At 57.9% G+C, this 15,669-nt stretch carries 11 protein-coding genes and 1 pseudogene; 7 read left to right on the top strand and 5 right to left on the bottom strand.

From position 1 onward, the window contains the following. Positions 1-57: 57 nt before the first annotated feature. From mntR to CWM61_RS18315, 5 genes are all read left to right on the top strand, one after another. Positions 58-531 (top strand): manganese-binding transcriptional regulator MntR, encoded by a 474-nt coding sequence (mntR, locus tag CWM61_RS18335; protein ID WP_008805779.1) that lies wholly within the window; start codon positions 58-60, stop codon positions 529-531. Then, positions 528-1,640 carry an anion transporter gene (locus tag CWM61_RS18330; protein ID WP_074386467.1) on the top strand — a complete coding sequence of 371 codons (1,113 nt, stop codon included), beginning with the start codon at positions 528-530 and terminating at the stop codon, positions 1,638-1,640. The genes mntR and CWM61_RS18330 overlap by 4 nt, the downstream gene beginning before the upstream one ends. A gap of 107 nt (positions 1,641-1,747) precedes the next feature. After that, complete coding sequence (locus CWM61_RS18325; protein ID WP_100631682.1) at positions 1,748-2,788, top strand: aldo/keto reductase; 1,041 nt, start codon at positions 1,748-1,750, stop codon at positions 2,786-2,788. A 155-nt stretch (positions 2,789-2,943) separates the two neighbouring features. Beyond that, a complete protein-coding gene (locus CWM61_RS18320; RefSeq protein WP_100631681.1) occupies positions 2,944-4,320 on the top strand; it encodes a glycoside hydrolase family 1 protein in 1,377 nt (458 codons plus the stop codon). A 67-nt stretch (positions 4,321-4,387) separates the two neighbouring features. Then, positions 4,388-5,104, top strand: a complete 717-nt coding sequence (locus tag CWM61_RS18315) for a GntR family transcriptional regulator (RefSeq protein WP_100631680.1) — start codon at positions 4,388-4,390, stop codon at positions 5,102-5,104. Between the two features lie 123 nt (positions 5,105-5,227). Here the strand turns inward: CWM61_RS18315 and ldtB are convergent, their stop codons facing one another. Both ldtB and CWM61_RS18305 read right to left on the bottom strand, forming a co-directional pair. Beyond that, entirely contained in the window at positions 5,228-6,142 is a 915-nt protein-coding gene (gene ldtB / locus CWM61_RS18310; protein ID WP_100631679.1) for a L,D-transpeptidase, read from the bottom strand. Positions 6,143-6,343: 201 nt separating this feature from the next. Continuing rightward, a pseudogene (locus CWM61_RS18305) lies at positions 6,344-7,259 on the bottom strand (tyrosine-protein phosphatase). Between the two features lie 48 nt (positions 7,260-7,307). On the opposite strand from CWM61_RS18305, the gene CWM61_RS18300 reads away from it, so the two are divergent. Further along, positions 7,308-8,900 carry an ABC-F family ATPase gene (locus CWM61_RS18300; RefSeq protein WP_061155238.1) on the top strand — a complete coding sequence of 531 codons (1,593 nt, stop codon included), beginning with the start codon at positions 7,308-7,310 and terminating at the stop codon, positions 8,898-8,900. Positions 8,901-9,277: 377 nt separating this feature from the next. Here CWM61_RS18300 and CWM61_RS18290 read toward each other — a convergent pair whose 3' ends face one another. Both CWM61_RS18290 and CWM61_RS18285 read right to left on the bottom strand, forming a co-directional pair. After that, positions 9,278-11,641 (bottom strand): glycoside hydrolase family 31 protein, encoded by a 2,364-nt coding sequence (locus CWM61_RS18290; protein ID WP_100631677.1) that lies wholly within the window; start codon positions 11,639-11,641, stop codon positions 9,278-9,280. Positions 11,642-11,656: 15 nt separating this feature from the next. After that, positions 11,657-12,958, bottom strand: a complete 1,302-nt coding sequence (locus tag CWM61_RS18285; protein ID WP_100631676.1) for an MFS transporter — start codon at positions 12,956-12,958, stop codon at positions 11,657-11,659. 299 nt (positions 12,959-13,257) lie between these two features. Here CWM61_RS18285 and CWM61_RS18280 point away from each other — a divergent pair, with 299 nt between their 5' ends. Then, complete coding sequence (locus CWM61_RS18280; RefSeq protein WP_100631675.1) at positions 13,258-14,331, top strand: LacI family DNA-binding transcriptional regulator; 1,074 nt, start codon at positions 13,258-13,260, stop codon at positions 14,329-14,331. On the opposite strand, the gene CWM61_RS18275 is transcribed toward CWM61_RS18280, so the two are convergent. Beyond that, positions 14,328-15,593, bottom strand: a complete 1,266-nt coding sequence (locus CWM61_RS18275) for a DUF1479 domain-containing protein (RefSeq protein WP_100631674.1) — start codon at positions 15,591-15,593, stop codon at positions 14,328-14,330. The two genes, CWM61_RS18280 and CWM61_RS18275, sit on opposite strands and share 4 nt — an antisense overlap. Positions 15,594-15,669 lie beyond the last annotated feature (76 nt).

Genomic DNA, 15,669 nt, shown 5'->3' with positions numbered 1-15,669 from the left:
TTACAATGTGGATCTTTTTATATGATGCTTGACGCGTCACACGAATGAGGAAGCACAATGAACCGTCGCGCAGGTAAGCCAATAACAAAAAAAGTGACGCAGTTAGTAAATGTTGAAGAGCACGTTGAGGGGTTCCGTCAGGTGCGGGAAGCGCATCGCCGCGAGCTGATCGATGACTATGTGGAGCTGATCTCCGATCTGATCAACGAAGTGGGGGAGGCGCGCCAGGTGGATATGGCGGCGCGTCTTGGCGTTTCGCAGCCTACGGTCGCCAAAATGCTTAAACGCCTGGCCAGCGTGGGTCTGATCGAACAGATCCCCTGGCGCGGGATCTTCTTAACCCCGGAAGGGGAAAAGCTGGCCCAGGAAAGTCGCGAGCGCCATCAGATTGTGGAAAACTTTCTGCTGGCGATTGGCGTCAGTCCGGAGATTGCCCGCCGCGATGCGGAGGGAATGGAGCATCACGTGAGTGAAGAGACGCTGGCGATGTTCCTGAAATTTACCCAGAAACAGGGATCCCAGGAAGCATGACTCTTCCCTTTGTTCAGTCGCTGCTGCGCGACCGTTTTTTACACCTGCTGCTGATTATCGCCTGTGTGCTCAGCGCCATCGTGCCGTTTGTCCCGGCAAGCTGGCCGGCGGCCATTGACTGGCATACCATCATCACGCTCAGCGGCCTGATGCTGTTGACCAAGGGCATTGAACTGAGCGGCTACTTTGACGTGCTGGGACGGAAAATGGCTCGCCGCTTCGTGACTGAGCGCCAGCTGGCCATCTTTATGGTGCTGGCGGCGGCGCTCTTATCCACCTTCCTGACCAACGATGTGGCCCTGTTTATTGTGGTGCCGCTGACGCTGACGCTGAAAAAGTGGTGCGCGATCCCGGTTAACCGTCTGATTATCTTCGAAGCGCTGGCGGTCAACGCCGGGTCGCTGCTGACGCCGATCGGCAACCCGCAGAACATTTTGCTGTGGGGACGGTCCGGTATCTCTTTCGTCGGGTTTATCGGCGAGATGCTACCCCTGGCGGCGGCAATGATGTTGACCCTGCTGGTGCTGTGCTGGTTCTGTTTCCCGGCAAACCGGCTCAGCTATCAGAGTAGCGATAAGGCGCCATCGTGGCAGCCTAAGCTGGTCTGGAGCTGTCTGGGATTGTATCTGGTGTTCCTGACCGCGCTGGAGATGAATCAGGCGCTGTGGGGGCTGGCGCTGGTGTTGCTGGGCTTCCTGATTCTGGCCCGGGCGGTGATCGTCCATGTGGACTGGTCGCTGCTGCTGGTGTTTATGGTGATGTTTATCGACGTCCACCTGCTGACCCAGCTTCCGGCGCTGCATCATGTGCTGAGCGGCGTCGGGACGCTTTCCGGCGGCGGACTGTGGCTGACCGCCATCGGCCTGTCGCAGGTGATCAGTAATGTGCCCTCGACCATTCTGCTGCTCAACTATGTCCCGCCGTCGATACTGCTCGCCTGGGCGGTTAACGTCGGCGGCTTTGGTCTGCTGCCAGGATCGCTGGCCAATATCATCGCCCTGCGCATGGCCAGCGATCGGCGGATCTGGTGGCGCTTCCATCTTTACTCCATTCCTATGCTGCTATGGGCGGCCATCAGCGGCTATTGGCTCTTTAAACTCTGCGCCTGATTTCTGCAGAATTGGGCAAGAAACTGACAGAAACACCCCATTCGCACGCCTCGACTCAGCGGTATAACTATACCGCTGACGTTAATCATCCTGTTGAGGAGAGTGCTATGCGATATCAAAAACTGGGCAATACCGGTCTGTTTGTCTCTGAGCTGTGCCTGGGCACCATGACCTTCGGCGGCGAAGAAGGAATGTGGGGCAAAATCGGCCAGCTGCGCCAGGCCGAAGCCGAGCAACTGGTCGGCAGCGCGCTGGACGCCGGGATCAACTTTATCGATACCGCCAACGTCTACTCGGAAGGGCGCTCTGAAGAGATTACCGGTCAGGCGCTGAAAAACCTGAAAATTCCGCGTGAAAACGTGGTGGTGGCGACCAAAGTGTTTGGCGAAACCGGCACCGCCGGCGTGAACTCGCGCGGCAGCTCACGGTACCACATCATGGGCAGCGTGAAGGAGAGCCTGCGCCGCCTGCAGCTCGATCATATCGATCTCTATCAATTGCACGGCTTCGATCCGGCGACGCCGATCGAAGAGACGCTGTCGGCCCTGGATACCCTGGTACAGCAGGGCCACGTGCGCTACATCGGTGTTTCTAACTGGGCGGCCTGGCAAATCGCCAAAGCGCTGGGCATAGCGGAACGCCTTGGACTCTCCCGGTTTGCTTCTCTGCAGGCCTACTACACTATCGCCGGGCGTGACCTGGAACGCGAGCTGGTGCCGATGCTGCAAAGCGAAGGCCTCGGCCTGATGGTCTGGAGCCCGCTGGCGGGCGGCCTGTTGAGCGGGAAATACCGCCGCGACGGCGAGGCGGAAGCGGGTGGTCGTCGCCTGGCGTTCGACTTTCCGCCGGTGGATAAAGCGCGCGCCTTTGACTGCATTGACGTCATGCGGGTGATAGCCGAAGCAAAAGGGGTCTCGGTGGCGCAGATTGCCCTGGCATGGCTGTTGCATCAGCCGGCGGTCACCAGCGTCATTATTGGCGCCAAACGGGGCGAACAGTTGCAGGATAACATCGCTGCGACCGCTATCCGCCTGAGCGAAGATGAGTTGCGCCAGCTTGATGCGGTCAGCGCCCTGCCGCGCGAATATCCGGGCTGGATGCTGGAGCGCCAAGGGGAATATCGTCGTCATCAGCTTGACGCGCAGTAACGCCGTTTCCACTTACCTCTAAAGATCGCCGCTTGCGGCGATCTTTTTTGTTTGTCTGGCTCACAGAAAACGATCCGTCTTTTGCTTCCGCGGTGGTTTTTTTGTATATGACTAGTCATGAATTTAAAATGACTAGTCATATACAGAGGCGAACCATGAAAGACACATTACCGGCCGATTTTTTATGGGGCAATTCGGTCTCCAGTATGCAGACCGAAGGGGCGTGGAATGAGGGAGGAAAGGGGATGTCGGTTTACGATATTCGTCAACCGTCGGAGTTCGCCTCGGACTGGAAGGTGGCGACTGACTCCTATCATCGCTTCCGCGAAGATTTCGATCTGATGCAGGATCTGGGCATGAACTGCTACCGCTTCCAGATCGCCTGGAGCCGGGTGTGTCCGGAGGGGGACGGCGAATTCAATGAAGAGGGGATCGCGTTCTACCATCAGTTTATCGATGAGCTTATTGCCCGCGGCATAGAGCCGATGATCTGCCTGTATCACTTTGATATGCCGCTGTCGCTGGCGGAGCGCTACAACGGTTTTACCGACCGCCGGGTCGTGGACGCCTTTATCCGCTATGGCAAGAAGATGATCGACTGTTACGGCGATAAGGTGAAGTACTGGCTGACCTTCAATGAACAGAACCTCTACCATTCGCCGGAAGCCTTCCTGATCACCGGCTATTTGCGTGGCGATAAAACGCTGCGCGAACTCTACCAGATCCAGCACCACGTGATGATGGCGCATGTCCATCTGACCCACTATCTGCATCAGACGAAGCCGCAGTGCCTGATGGGCGGAATGCTGGCCCATGCGCTGGTCTATCCGGCTACCTGCAAACCACGCGATATTCTCTGCGCTCAGCAACTGGACGAGTTTTTAAACCAGAACCTGCTGCGCGCCTACGCGGGCGAGGGCTATAGCCCGGAGGTGATGCACTTTGTCGCCCGCGAAGGCTTTGACGATATTTATCGCGCCGAAGATATGGCGCTGATGGCAATGGTGAAGGTGGATTATCTGGCGTTCAGCTATTACGCGAGCCGCTCGCTCAATAGCGACGCGATCCCGCCGGGAACGGCGGTCAACAATTACATGCTATTCGGTAATCAGGATAACCCGTACCTGAAAGCGACGGAATGGAACTGGCAGATCGATCCGCTGGGATTTCGCATGATCATCACCCGTTATTACAATGACTGGCGGCTACCGGTGTTCCCGATTGAAAACGGCATCGGGGTGATCGAATCCTGGGACGGTGAACATCCGGTTGCCGATGATTACCGCATCGCCTACCATCGCGACCATATTAACGCCATGAAAGCGGCGATGTTTGAGGACGGCGCGCAGGTGATCGGCTATCTCGGCTGGGGATTAATCGATATTCTTAGCTCACAGGGCGATATGCGTAAGCGCTACGGCGTGGTGTACGTCAATCGTGAGAACCATGACCTCAAGGATCTACGGCGGGTGCCGAAGAAGAGCTATGCGTGGCTGAAGCAGGTGATCCACAGCAACGGCGAAGCGATGTAACGGTGTTCTGGCGGTCAGGTCAAGTATGCTGCCCGCCAGTCACGCACAGAATGTAAAAGGACCGGGAATGACGGCGAAGTATCTGCAAATTGCGCGGGAAATAAAAAAACGCATCATCAGCCAGCAGTATCCTGCCAGCGCGCCGCTACCCGACCAGTTTGCGCTGGCGGCGGAGTTCAACACCAGCCGGATGACGATTCAACAGGCGATGCGTCAGTTAATCGTCGAAGGGCTTATCTATACCCGCAAAGGACTGGGTACCTTTGTGCGGAAAAATTTTCTCCAGCTGTCGCAATGGGAGCTGCCTGGCAGCGACTATTTTGGCGCCACCAAAACCTGGGAGCATCTTGGCGAGGTACAAAGCGAAGTGGTGCGCTTTGAGGTGCGTTTTCCCAGCGACAAAGAGCAGAGTTCGCTGCTGATTGACGCGGATGTTCCGGTGTATGACTTTGTCCGTCTGCGGCTGCTCAACGGTGAGCCGGTGTCGCTGGATCTGACAGTTATGCCGGTGGGACTGGTGCCGGGGCTCAATAAAAGCCATCTGGAAAGCTCGGTGTTTCGCTATGTGCAGGAGACGCTGGGGCTGAAGCTGATGGGATCTTACCGCGTGGTGCGGGCGATGAAGCCGGATGAACTGGATAAATTACATCTTCACTGTGACGCCACCGACCCGGTGCTGGAGGTTGAGCAGGTTATCTACCTCGAAGACGGTACGCCGCTGGAGTATGCCCACTGCCACTATCGCTACGATCACGGCGGGATTATTCTGGTGAATAACGGCTAGACCGGGGGGCCTGTTTGCGCAGCGCTTAGCAGGGCCAGGGTGTTGTCAGGTCTGGTAGCCCGGGAAAATACAGATAAAAAAACGGCGGGCATCAGGCCCGTCGTTTTTCTTGCCATACAGAACTTAGTTCAGACGCACCGGCATACCGGAGCGGTTCTGGATAGCCTGCTCAACCACGTTCTGATCGACATCAGACTGGCCGGTGATCGCCTGTACCGGCTGAGTCAGGGTGATTGGCACGATTTCGCCGCCCTGGAACTGCGCTTCGGTGGTCGACAGCGGGTTGTGAACCTCAATGTAACGGCTGCCGTCCGGCTCGGTGGTCGCTTTTACCGGCTCATCGATAAACTGCACGCGGGTGCCGACCGGCACGTTCTCAAACAGGAACTTGATGTCATCGTTGCGCAGACGCACGCAGCCGTGGCTCACGCGCAGGCCGATACCAAAGTTAGCGTTGGTGCCGTGGATGGCGTACAGACGGCCGATATACAGCGCGTACAGGCCCATCGGGTTATCCGGACCGGCCGGTACGACGGCTGGCAGCGGGTTGCCGGCAGCGATGTATTCGGCATGCATCTTGGCGGTCGGCGTCCATGTCGGGCCGGCTTTCTTGCGTTCGACTTTGGTGGTCCAGTTAATCGGCGTATCTTTACCTAACTGGCCGATACCGATCGGCAGGACAATCACGGTGTTGGTGCCTTTCGGATAGTAGTACAGACGCATCTCGGCGCTGTTAATCACGATGCCTTCGTGGACGGTGTCCGGCAGAATCAACTGTTGCGGGATGTTCAGGACGCTACCGCCTTTTGGCAGGTAGGTGTCCACCCCCGGGTTGGCTTCCAGCATGTTGGACAGCCCCATCTGATATTTCGCCGCAAAGTATTCCAGCGGCTGCTTGTTATCATCAGGAATGGTGATGACCTGATTCTGACCAACCAAACGGCTGCCGTCGGTCGGCAAAGGATAGGTGACAGCAGACGCTGTATTGCAAAAGCCTACGAGGGCGAAGGCTGCCGCTAAGAGTGTAGATAATTTCATAGTCTTTAATGTCGTGTGCGAAATCAACGCCACACAGGCCTTTGTTAATGATTGAGACAGTAGATGGGAGCGCATTATATGTGCATTCCGCTGAACAGGTAAATCAGATGTGTACGAAATCACATTTTTTTCCCTGTCGCCTCGACTGTCGGGGCCTGGCGGACAATGCGACCGCCGCCTCCCACGCGGGTGACAGGGAGGTTATCCTTCCAGTAACCGGTCCTGTAGCGAAGCGCGGGCCGGGGCGGTGAGCTGGTACTCTTCTGCCAGCCAGACGTCGACGCTACCATAGCGCTGGTGGATGGCCGACAGCGCGGCGGCGAGATAGGACTCTTTCACCGTCAGAATATCCGCCAGACTCTGGCGTCCCTGGGGCGTCAGGTCGTTGCCAAGCATCTCCAGCATCCAGGCTTCCACCTGCGTCAGCATACCGTGGGTGAGCAGATACTCCTCCATGACCGTCTCGCTGTCGCATCCGACGGCAAACAGCGTCAGCGCGCAGCCGACGCCGGTGCGATCTTTGCCGACGGCGCAGTGTTGGAGTAACGCTCCTTCAAAAGGGGCCGTCAGCCAGGCAGTGAGCTGGCGATAGGCCGGATTGTTAAACGGCAGCTGGCGATAGAGTTGCAGCATAAACTGTTCACCGTTCAGCGCGTTAAGGGTGGCAGCATTCAGCTCGGTGACCTTCGCATTCACATCGCTGATCGGCGGATTGGCTGGCGCGTTCAAATAATGAGTGAGCGGGCTAAGCTTGTCAGGCGTGCGCTGCACCTCACCGGGGTCGCGATAGTCGAGCACCCGACTGAGCGGCAGCGTCGCCAGGTGGTTGAGATCGTCCGCCGTCAACTGATTTAGCGCGCCGGAGCGTAGCAGCTTGCCGCTGCGTACCTTGCGTCCGTCGGCGGCGCGCTGGCCGCCCAGATCGCGAAAATTGATACCGCCCTGCAGGGATAAAAAGGCCGGGTGTCTCGGTAGGCTGGTGGTCATGGGGTTCCTCATAATGACGTACAGAATAACCGTTTGAGCCCTGGTCTGTGGCTCATCTGACAAAGACCTTAGCACAAGCGTCGCGGCGGAATTTACCGCAGGCCGTGAAAAGTGCGTCATTTACTGGCATAATGTCAGCTGTGTCACACCCCTCATTCTCTTTTTTCAGGATATCCCCGTGCTAGTATCCAGCAACGTTACCATGCAGTTTGGCAGTAAGCCGCTGTTCGAAAATATCTCCGTTAAATTTGGCGGCGGCAACCGTTATGGTCTGATCGGCGCCAACGGCAGCGGTAAATCGACCTTTATGAAGATCCTCGGCGGCGATCTCGAGCCGACGCTGGGCAACGTTTCTCTCGACCCGAACGAGCGTATCGGTAAGCTGCGCCAGGATCAGTTCGCCTTCGAAGCGTTCACCGTGCTGGATACGGTTATCATGGGCCATGGCGAGCTGTGGGAAGTGAAGCAAGAGCGCGATCGTATCTACGCCCTGCCGGAAATGAGCGAGGAAGACGGCTATAAAGTGGCCGATCTGGAAGTCAAATACGGCGAGATGGACGGCTACTCCGCCGAAGCGCGCGCCGGCGAACTGCTGCTCGGCGTCGGCATTCCGGTTGAACAGCATTACGGCCCGATGAGCGAAGTCGCGCCGGGCTGGAAGCTGCGTGTCCTGCTGGCGCAGGCGCTGTTTTCCAATCCGGATATCCTGCTGCTCGACGAACCGACGAACAACCTCGACATCGACACCATTCGCTGGCTGGAGCAGGTGCTGAACGAACGTGACAGCACCATGATCATCATTTCGCACGACCGTCACTTCCTGAACATGGTCTGCACCCACATGGCGGATCTCGATTACGGTGAGCTGCGCGTCTATCCGGGCAACTATGACGAGTATATGACCGCGGCGACCCAGGCACGCGAACGTCTGCTGGCGGATAACGCCAAGAAGAAAGCGCAGATCGCTGACCTGCAGTCCTTCGTTAGCCGCTTTAGCGCCAACGCCTCTAAATCGCGTCAGGCGACCTCTCGCGCCCGTCAGATTGATAAAATTAAGCTGGATGAAGTGAAAGCGTCCAGCCGTCAGAACCCGTTTATTCGCTTCGAGCAGGATAAGAAACTGTTCCGTAATGCGCTGGAAGTGGAAGCGCTGGCGAAAGGTTTTGATAACGGCCCACTGTTCAAAGGGGTGAATCTGCTGCTGGAGGTTGGCGAGAAGCTGGCGGTGCTGGGGACCAACGGCGTCGGTAAATCAACGATGCTGAAAACCCTGGTGGGCGAGCTGGAAGCAGATAACGGTACCGTTAAGTGGTCCGAAAACGCCCGTATCGGCTATTACGCGCAGGATCATGCCGAAGATTTCGAGAACGATCTGACGGTCTTTGACTGGATGAGCCAGTGGAAACAGGAAGGCGATGACGAGCAGGCAGTACGCAGCATCCTCGGTCGTCTGTTGTTTAGCCAGGACGATATCAAAAAGCCGGCGAAAGTCCTTTCTGGTGGTGAAAAAGGGCGCATGCTGTTCGGTAAGCTGATGATGCAGAAGCCAAACATCCTGGTAATGGACGAACCGACCAACCACCTGGATATGGAATCGATTGAATCGCTGAACATGGCGCTGGAGATGTATCAGGGCACCCTGATCTTCGTCTCTCACGACCGCGAGTTCGTGAGCTCGCTGGCGACCCGCGTCCTGGAGATCACCCCAGAACGCGTGATCGATTTCAGCGGCAACTACGAAGACTACCTGCGCAGCAAAGGTATCGAGTAATCCCTGCCCGTTACCCGGGTTGCGGCTTACGCCTTACCCGGGCTACGCCTGGCATGTGATCTGTAGGCCCGCGCAAGCGTAGCGCCGCCGGGCAATAAGCGCGGGTAAAGAGCCACTTTCGCGCCGGATGGCGGCTGCGCCTTATCCGGCCTACGGTCCGTGCCATTGTGAGCTTAAGAGCTCTATCTTGTACCCATGGTGACTGAAACTGTCTGTTACCCGGGCTACCAAACCGCACAGTGCTGTAGCCCCGGTAAGCGGTAGCGCCACCGGGGATTTTGAGGCCACCCGTTTGTAGCCCGGATTAGCGTAGCGCAATCCGGGAACATCATTAAATCCAGGCCGGGCAAGGCGTAAGCCGCCGCCCGGCATATCGCTTAGCGCCTCCACTCCGTTCCTTCGACGCCATTCACCAGTAGCTTGCGCTTTTCTCCCGCCGGTAATGACAGCTTCAGCGCTTTCCACGCCGGGCGATAGTTGCCGCGAGCGTTGATATTCAGGTTTATGCTGTTGGCGCTGCAGATCATTTCCCACTCCAGCCATAGCGCATCACCTTCTTTATAGCCCCAGCTTTCGCCGTCGTCTTCAAACAGCAGACCGCGGGTTGAGCCGGTACCTTTCAGCGGGAACAACTGCAGTTCGCGACGATCGTCTTTTTGCGCATCGACATGGCTGATACGTTCACTGAGCGGCAGACCGGCGCCGGCGCGAACCAACAGCGGCAGTTTTTCCAGCGGCGCGTCCAGCGTCACCCACTGGCCGCCGGCGAACCATTGGTGGCTGTAAAAATCGTACCAGCCGTCCTGATTATCGGGCAGCCATAGCTGGCGCTGACGGGCGCCTGGCTCGACCACGCTGGCCACCAGCAGATCGCGACCCAGCAGGAAGTCATCGCACTCGGCGAAAGTCTGGGTATCGTGCTGGTGATCGAGGAAGGTCGGGCGCAGCATCGGTTCGTCATCGGCATGCGCCTGCCACAGCAGAGTGTACAAATAGGGCAGCAGACGGTAGCGCAGCTCGATGGCTGAGCGGATCGCCGGGGTGATTTCCGGGTACATCCAGGCTTCATTGACCGTCTGGTCGTCATTCCACGAGTGAATGGTAAAGCGAGGATGCATCACGCCGTTTTGCACCCAGCGCACGAACAGCTCCGGCTCAGGTTTATCGCCGGAGAATCCGCCGACGTCGTGGCCGACGTTAAACAGCCCGGACAGGCTCATGCCTAATCCCATGCGGGTGTTATAGCGTAATGTATCCCAGTTGGTGCGGTTGTCGCCGCTCCAGGTCTGGACGTAGCGCTGCATCCCGGCGCAGCCGGAGCGGGAGATCAGATACGGGCGCTTTTGTGGCGCAAAGCGCTGCTGGGCTTCCATGGAGGCGCGCATCATCAGCAACGGCATCACCGGGCGAATATGCTTAATGGCGATTTCGCGGCCAAAGCCGTAGCAGCGCGCTTCGCCGTCCCACACCTCATACTCGTTATTATCGTTCCAGGTCGAATCGATACCCATCTCCAGTAGCTGGGTGGTCACGCCTTCCTGCCACCAGGCCACGGTGTGCGGGTTGGTGAAGTCGAGATGCGACCCTTCATCGTCCCAGAAGCTGGAGCGCTCCGGCGCGTCGTTTTGCGAATCGCGAATAAAAAGACCGCGCTCCGCCACTTCGCCATAGCGCGGATGATCCTGCAGCAGGCAGGGTTTGATATTGGCGGCCAACTTCAGCCCGGCGTCGTGGAACGACTGGCTCATCACTTTTGGCTGCGGCACTTTGTCGTAGTTCCAGTTAAAGACGTAGCGCTTGCCGTTGATCGAGGTATAGCCGGAAGAGAGCTGGAACGAATCGCAGGGGATCGCGTGCTGTTCGCACAGGCGGATGAAGTTCATCAGCTGATTTTGCGCATCCGGCGCGTCGGTGTAGTGCATGGTGGAACCGCTGTAGCCGAGGCTCCATTTTGGCCCGAACAGGGTTTTACCGGTCAGACGGACGAAGGCTTTGGTCACATCCAGCACCTGTTTACCGGTAAACAGGTAATAATCGATATCGCCGGCCTCCGCCTGCCAGCGGCGATAGGCGGTGTGGTAGTTGTCGATTTCATTACCCAGATCCAGCCAGCAGCTGCTCAGGTTGTCGTAAAACAGGCCGTAGCTGATATCGCTGCGCTGCGTGATGGTAAACGGAATATGTTTATACAGCGGGTCGGTGCTGACGGCATTGTAGCCCATGGCATCGAGGTTACGCATTTCATAGCGCTTACCGTTGCGCTGCAGGTCGCCGGCCTTTTCGCCCAGGCCGTAGAAACGCTCATCTTTACGGCGGCTGAGATAATGGGCGACGCCATCCCCGTGAGCGTTTGCCAGATAGGCGCTGGTGGGACGGTCACTGGCGAGCGTCTGCCACTCACCGGCGTCGTCGCGATAGCTCCACTCCAGCCAAAGCGGCTGGTGGACGGTGACGCGCAGCTGGCGGGTGGCGATGGTCAGCGCGTTATCTTCTTTGGTCATCTGCCAGGCCGGGAGACTAAAACCGCTGAGGTCATCCCGCGCACGGCCTTCCCACGGCACATCCTGCTGCGGGGCGATACTCCAGGTGCGATCCAACGCCAGCTGGCCCTGGCGCTTCAGCAGGACGCGGAACAAATTCTCTTCCAGCACATACAGGCACAGGGTGTGCTGGCCATCGACGGTCAGTTCAACGTGATGCTCCAGCTGTTGGTGCAAACTCCAGTGTTTCAACGTCTTCATATTTTACATCCACTCTCAGGCGCGCTTGGCGCGACGTTCAGCAATAAATGCCACCAGGAAAACGGCGCCAATCAGGTCAAAGAAACCCATGGCGATAAACAGCGGGTTGAAGCCAATTTTATCGGCGGTCACCCCGATCAATAACGAGAACAGGAAGCTGGCGATCCATGCCGCGGATCCGCGCATGCCGTTGACTGTCGCCATTTGCCCCTTGTCGAAAGATTCCACCACCAGCGCGCTGAGCATGCAGGAGATGATCTGGTGCCCGAAGCCGCCAATGGAGATCAGGACGATAGTGATATAGGGATCGCGGGTGATGGCGACGAGGGCCAGCGAGATCATCAGAAACGCGCCGGTCACTGAGCTGGCGATGACTGAGTTGACTCGCGTACAACCGAACCAGCGAACGTACAGGCGGGTGAGGTAGCCGCTAACCACGCTGCCAAGGTCGGCGGCGAGGAACGGCAGCCAGGCAAACATCGCTATCTGCTTCAGATCCATCCCGTGCTCTTTCGCCAGGTACAGCGGCACCCAGAAGCTCAGCACCGCCCAGGCGGGCTCGGCCATAAAGGCGGGGATGGCGATCCCGTAGAAACGTTTGTTCTTTGAGACGGTTTTTAGCGCGGTCAAAAAGGGCAGCTTCACCGGCGGGGCTTCGTTATCCTGCTTGATGTACTCCAGCTCGCTTTTGCTGAGGTTCGGGTGCTTTTCCGGGTTCTGATAGAAAGCCCACCACAGCACCACCCACAGCAGCGCCAGCGCGCCGGTAAACATAAACGCACCCTGCCAGCCGAAGGAGGCGTGAGCGAAGTAGATGATTGGCGGCGCCAGCATCGCGCCGATAGAGAAGCCGACACCAGCCCAGCCGGCGGCGATCGGTCGCTCGGATTTCGGGAACCACTCGCCGATGGTTTTGGCGTTGGCCGGCGTGGCGGCCGCCTCGGCGCCGCCCATAAAGAAGCGCAACATAGCCAGGTGCAGCCAGCTGCCGGCCCCGGCATGGGCGATACAGGCCAGCGCCCACAGGGTAGCGCAGATCATAAACCCGAGCTTCAGGCCGATGACGTCGATAAGCCAGCCACAGAGCGGCTGGAAAATCGTGTAAGCCAGCTGAAATGCGCCGACGATCCAGGAATATTGTTCGGTGGTAATGCCGAGGGTCGCTTTCAGTTCCGGGGCGATAATCCCCAGCGAGTTGCGTGTGATGTAGTTGACGGTGACGCCAAGTAAAAACAGGACCAGTACCCACCAGCGCAGGTTTTTTACCACCCGGCGCGTTTTGCTGACCGCGATATCATTGTTGAGGCCTTGACTCATAGCACACTCCACAAGACGTTTGTAGGGGGAAAGTGACGGCCTCTTTCCGTGAGTGGTCACATATTTTTTTTAACTATTTGAATAGTCTAATATTTATCTCAACATCATTGGTATGACTAGTATGGGAGGTGTTGGACCAATTCAGGCTAAGGGAGAAAAATCGTCGGGTATAGCGCTATTTATGCAATTTTTTTCATGAAATGACGAAGATCTCATATTTCGCTGTGATATTTGCTTGCGTGAGGGGCTTTGGCGATTATGAGAATCCTTTCATTTTCCAATCGGAGCTGGATCACAAAATGGATAAAAAGCTGCGCGTTGCCGAAATTGCCGCCCGCACCGGGCTGTCGGCCAGCACGGTTTCACGCGTCCTGGCCGGGAAAGCGAATACCAGCGACAAGGCGCGCCGGGCGGTGCTGGACTGCGCCCGCGAGCTGGGGGTCATGCAAGGGCTGGCCGCCGGGCGTCTGCTGCTCAATAATCTGCTGGTGTTTGCCCCGCAGCGCGCCTTCGATGAACGGTCGGATATCTTCTACTACCGCGTGATCCAGAGCATCAATAACGCGCTGGCGGCGCATGAAGTGCGCCTGCGCTACTGCGCGCTGGACGAGAACGACAGCGACGCCAATCTGTTTCTTGCCCGCATGAACGAAGCGGAGACCCAGGCCGCGGTGCTGCTGGGGATTGACGATCCGCATATTCATGGCCTGGCGGCGGATCTGGGTAAACCCTGCGTATTAATCAACTGTCGGGATGAAGGGATGCGGCTGCCGTCCATTGCCCCCGACCATCGTCTGATTGGCCAGTGCGCGGCGCGCTATCTGTTTGATATGGGTCACCGGGCGGTGATGAATGTCATGTGCCTGCGCCGCTACACCATGGAGCTACGGCTGGGAGGGATCCAGGAGGCATGGCGCGCGCGCAATCTACGCTTTACCGCCAGCCGGGATCTCATCAGCGTCGCCAACTTTAGCGCCAGAGAGACGGAAGAGCAGGTCGGGGTCTGGCTCGACGCTTTACAGGGGCGCCCGATGCCCACCGCCTTCCTGGTGGGCGGTGATTTCATGGCCGCCGGCACCGTCAGCGCCCTGCAAAAACGAGGCCTGAGGGTGCCGCAGGATGTTTCGGTAATGAGTATCGACGGGTTTAATCTGGCGGCGATCCAGGAGGTGCCGCTGACCGCGGTGCATGTGCCGCGAGATGAGCTGGGCAGCGAGGCGGTGCATCTGCTACAGCAGCGCCTGCTGCGCCCGGAGGCTCCGCACGGCTCGCTACTGCTGCACGGCACGCTGGTGGTACGCGATTCTGTACGGCGGATCCGGCCGGGCAAGAGCCATACCGCCGTCGAGCCGCAGGGGCTGTATGATGATTAAACCGGGATACCCAGCGCCCGTTTCCCGTGGATATTCAGATCCTCAAGGGTGAAGCGCCCCTGCCAGCTGGCTTCATAGTCCTCGCGCGGGAAATCCCCCGGCGAGGCGCCTTTTTCCAGAGCAATTTTCACTTTCTGCGCGTAGGCGAGGTTTTTCTCGCACATCGGCGCGGCCGGGATGTACATCACGTTGCCCCAGCCCTGTTGATTTTCCACCGGCGCCACCGCGTGAATAACATCGCAGTGCCACCAGACGGAGTCCCCGGCATTCAGCGCCGGAATCGAGCTTAACGCTTTAATTAAGAGCGGGTGCCACTGCTCAGAGATCGGCAGCACTCTGCCCGGCGCGACGCCGCACAGTTCATCTTCCGGCACATCGTCAAGCAGGGGGCGCAGCAGCACATAAGCCATCGCCTCGGGGATCGGCACCACGTGCAGCAGCCCCTGACCCGGGATCATGTCCGACAGCGCGGTCCAGCCCTGGAAGGTGCGGAACACCGAGCATTTGGTGGTGTTGTCGACGGTGTACTCTTCCACTTCGGTACGGTGCGCCGCGTCCCACGGATCGTAGGCGTCGATATTGCCATTAAAGACGTTGGCGAAAACCTGCTGATAGGCGGGAAGCAGCCAGCGCTCCAGCGCCCCGGAATCGGTATGCGCCCCCAGCCCCTTTGACGTGGTTCCCGGCGGACGACGACGAATGCGGTCAGGATAAATCACGCTGACATCCGGATCGAACCAGCGCTTGCCATTCTGCTCAAAGCGCCACAGGCGGTTGAGGAAGGATTGCACTGCTGCCATTTCATCGCTCTGGCGAGCCTGCATCTGTGAGGGCGACCAGTAGATCGGATAGATTTCCGGGCGCGAGGCCTCCAGCGAACCGAAGAAGCTGTCGCCAGGCCCTTTGTATACGTCATCGAAATGGTTCAGATCGAGGTATTCCAGCATGGCGTTATCCCAGGCCAGCGCCTGTTCACGCGGGTAGTGGCCTTTGATGACCGCGCAGCCCCGGCGCTTAATCGCCGCGCGCTGCGCATCGCTCACGTTACCCTGGGCGATATCGCTGAACGGGATCGTCGGCCAGACCTCCTGGCCTGCGGCTTTCAGGGCCTCAATCTCTTCCAGGCGCTCTGTGATGCGTGCCGAGAGTTTATCGAATACTGCCTGGACATCGCCGATTTGCGCCCGTAAGGCCTGTTTCATCTGGCGAATTGCCGCTTTGTGGTCGGCAGGTAATGTTTCGTGGGTCGGGAGAGCAGCCATAATAACCTCGCTGTATCTTTCATTCGAAAGTATTAAATCTTACAAACGTTAATTTAAGTTAAAATGGAGTTAATGC

The organism is Klebsiella sp. K-Nf6 (genome assembly GCF_002806655.1).
Lineage (GTDB): Bacteria > Pseudomonadota > Gammaproteobacteria > Enterobacterales > Enterobacteriaceae > Klebsiella > Klebsiella variicola.
The sequence above is the reverse complement of the archived record's forward strand: the minus strand, read 5'-3'. Positions and strand labels throughout refer to the sequence as shown.

Coding starts and splice junctions, on each gene's coding strand:
- CWM61_RS18320 (WP_100631681.1), top strand. CDS start 2,944: ATGAAAGACACATTACCGGCCGATTTTTTATGGGGCAATTCGGTCTCC.
- CWM61_RS18315 (WP_100631680.1), top strand. CDS start 4,388: ATGACGGCGAAGTATCTGCAAATTGCGCGGGAAATAAAAAAACGCATC.
- mntR (WP_008805779.1), top strand. CDS start 58: ATGAACCGTCGCGCAGGTAAGCCAATAACAAAAAAAGTGACGCAGTTA.
- CWM61_RS18280 (WP_100631675.1), top strand. CDS start 13,258: ATGGATAAAAAGCTGCGCGTTGCCGAAATTGCCGCCCGCACCGGGCTG.
- CWM61_RS18290 (WP_100631677.1), bottom strand. CDS start 11,641: ATGAAGACGTTGAAACACTGGAGTTTGCACCAACAGCTGGAGCATCAC.
- CWM61_RS18325 (WP_100631682.1), top strand. CDS start 1,748: ATGCGATATCAAAAACTGGGCAATACCGGTCTGTTTGTCTCTGAGCTG.
- CWM61_RS18285 (WP_100631676.1), bottom strand. CDS start 12,958: ATGAGTCAAGGCCTCAACAATGATATCGCGGTCAGCAAAACGCGCCGG.
- CWM61_RS18275 (WP_100631674.1), bottom strand. CDS start 15,593: ATGGCTGCTCTCCCGACCCACGAAACATTACCTGCCGACCACAAAGCG.
- ldtB (WP_100631679.1), bottom strand. CDS start 6,142: ATGAAATTATCTACACTCTTAGCGGCAGCCTTCGCCCTCGTAGGCTTT.
- CWM61_RS18330 (WP_074386467.1), top strand. CDS start 528: ATGACTCTTCCCTTTGTTCAGTCGCTGCTGCGCGACCGTTTTTTACAC.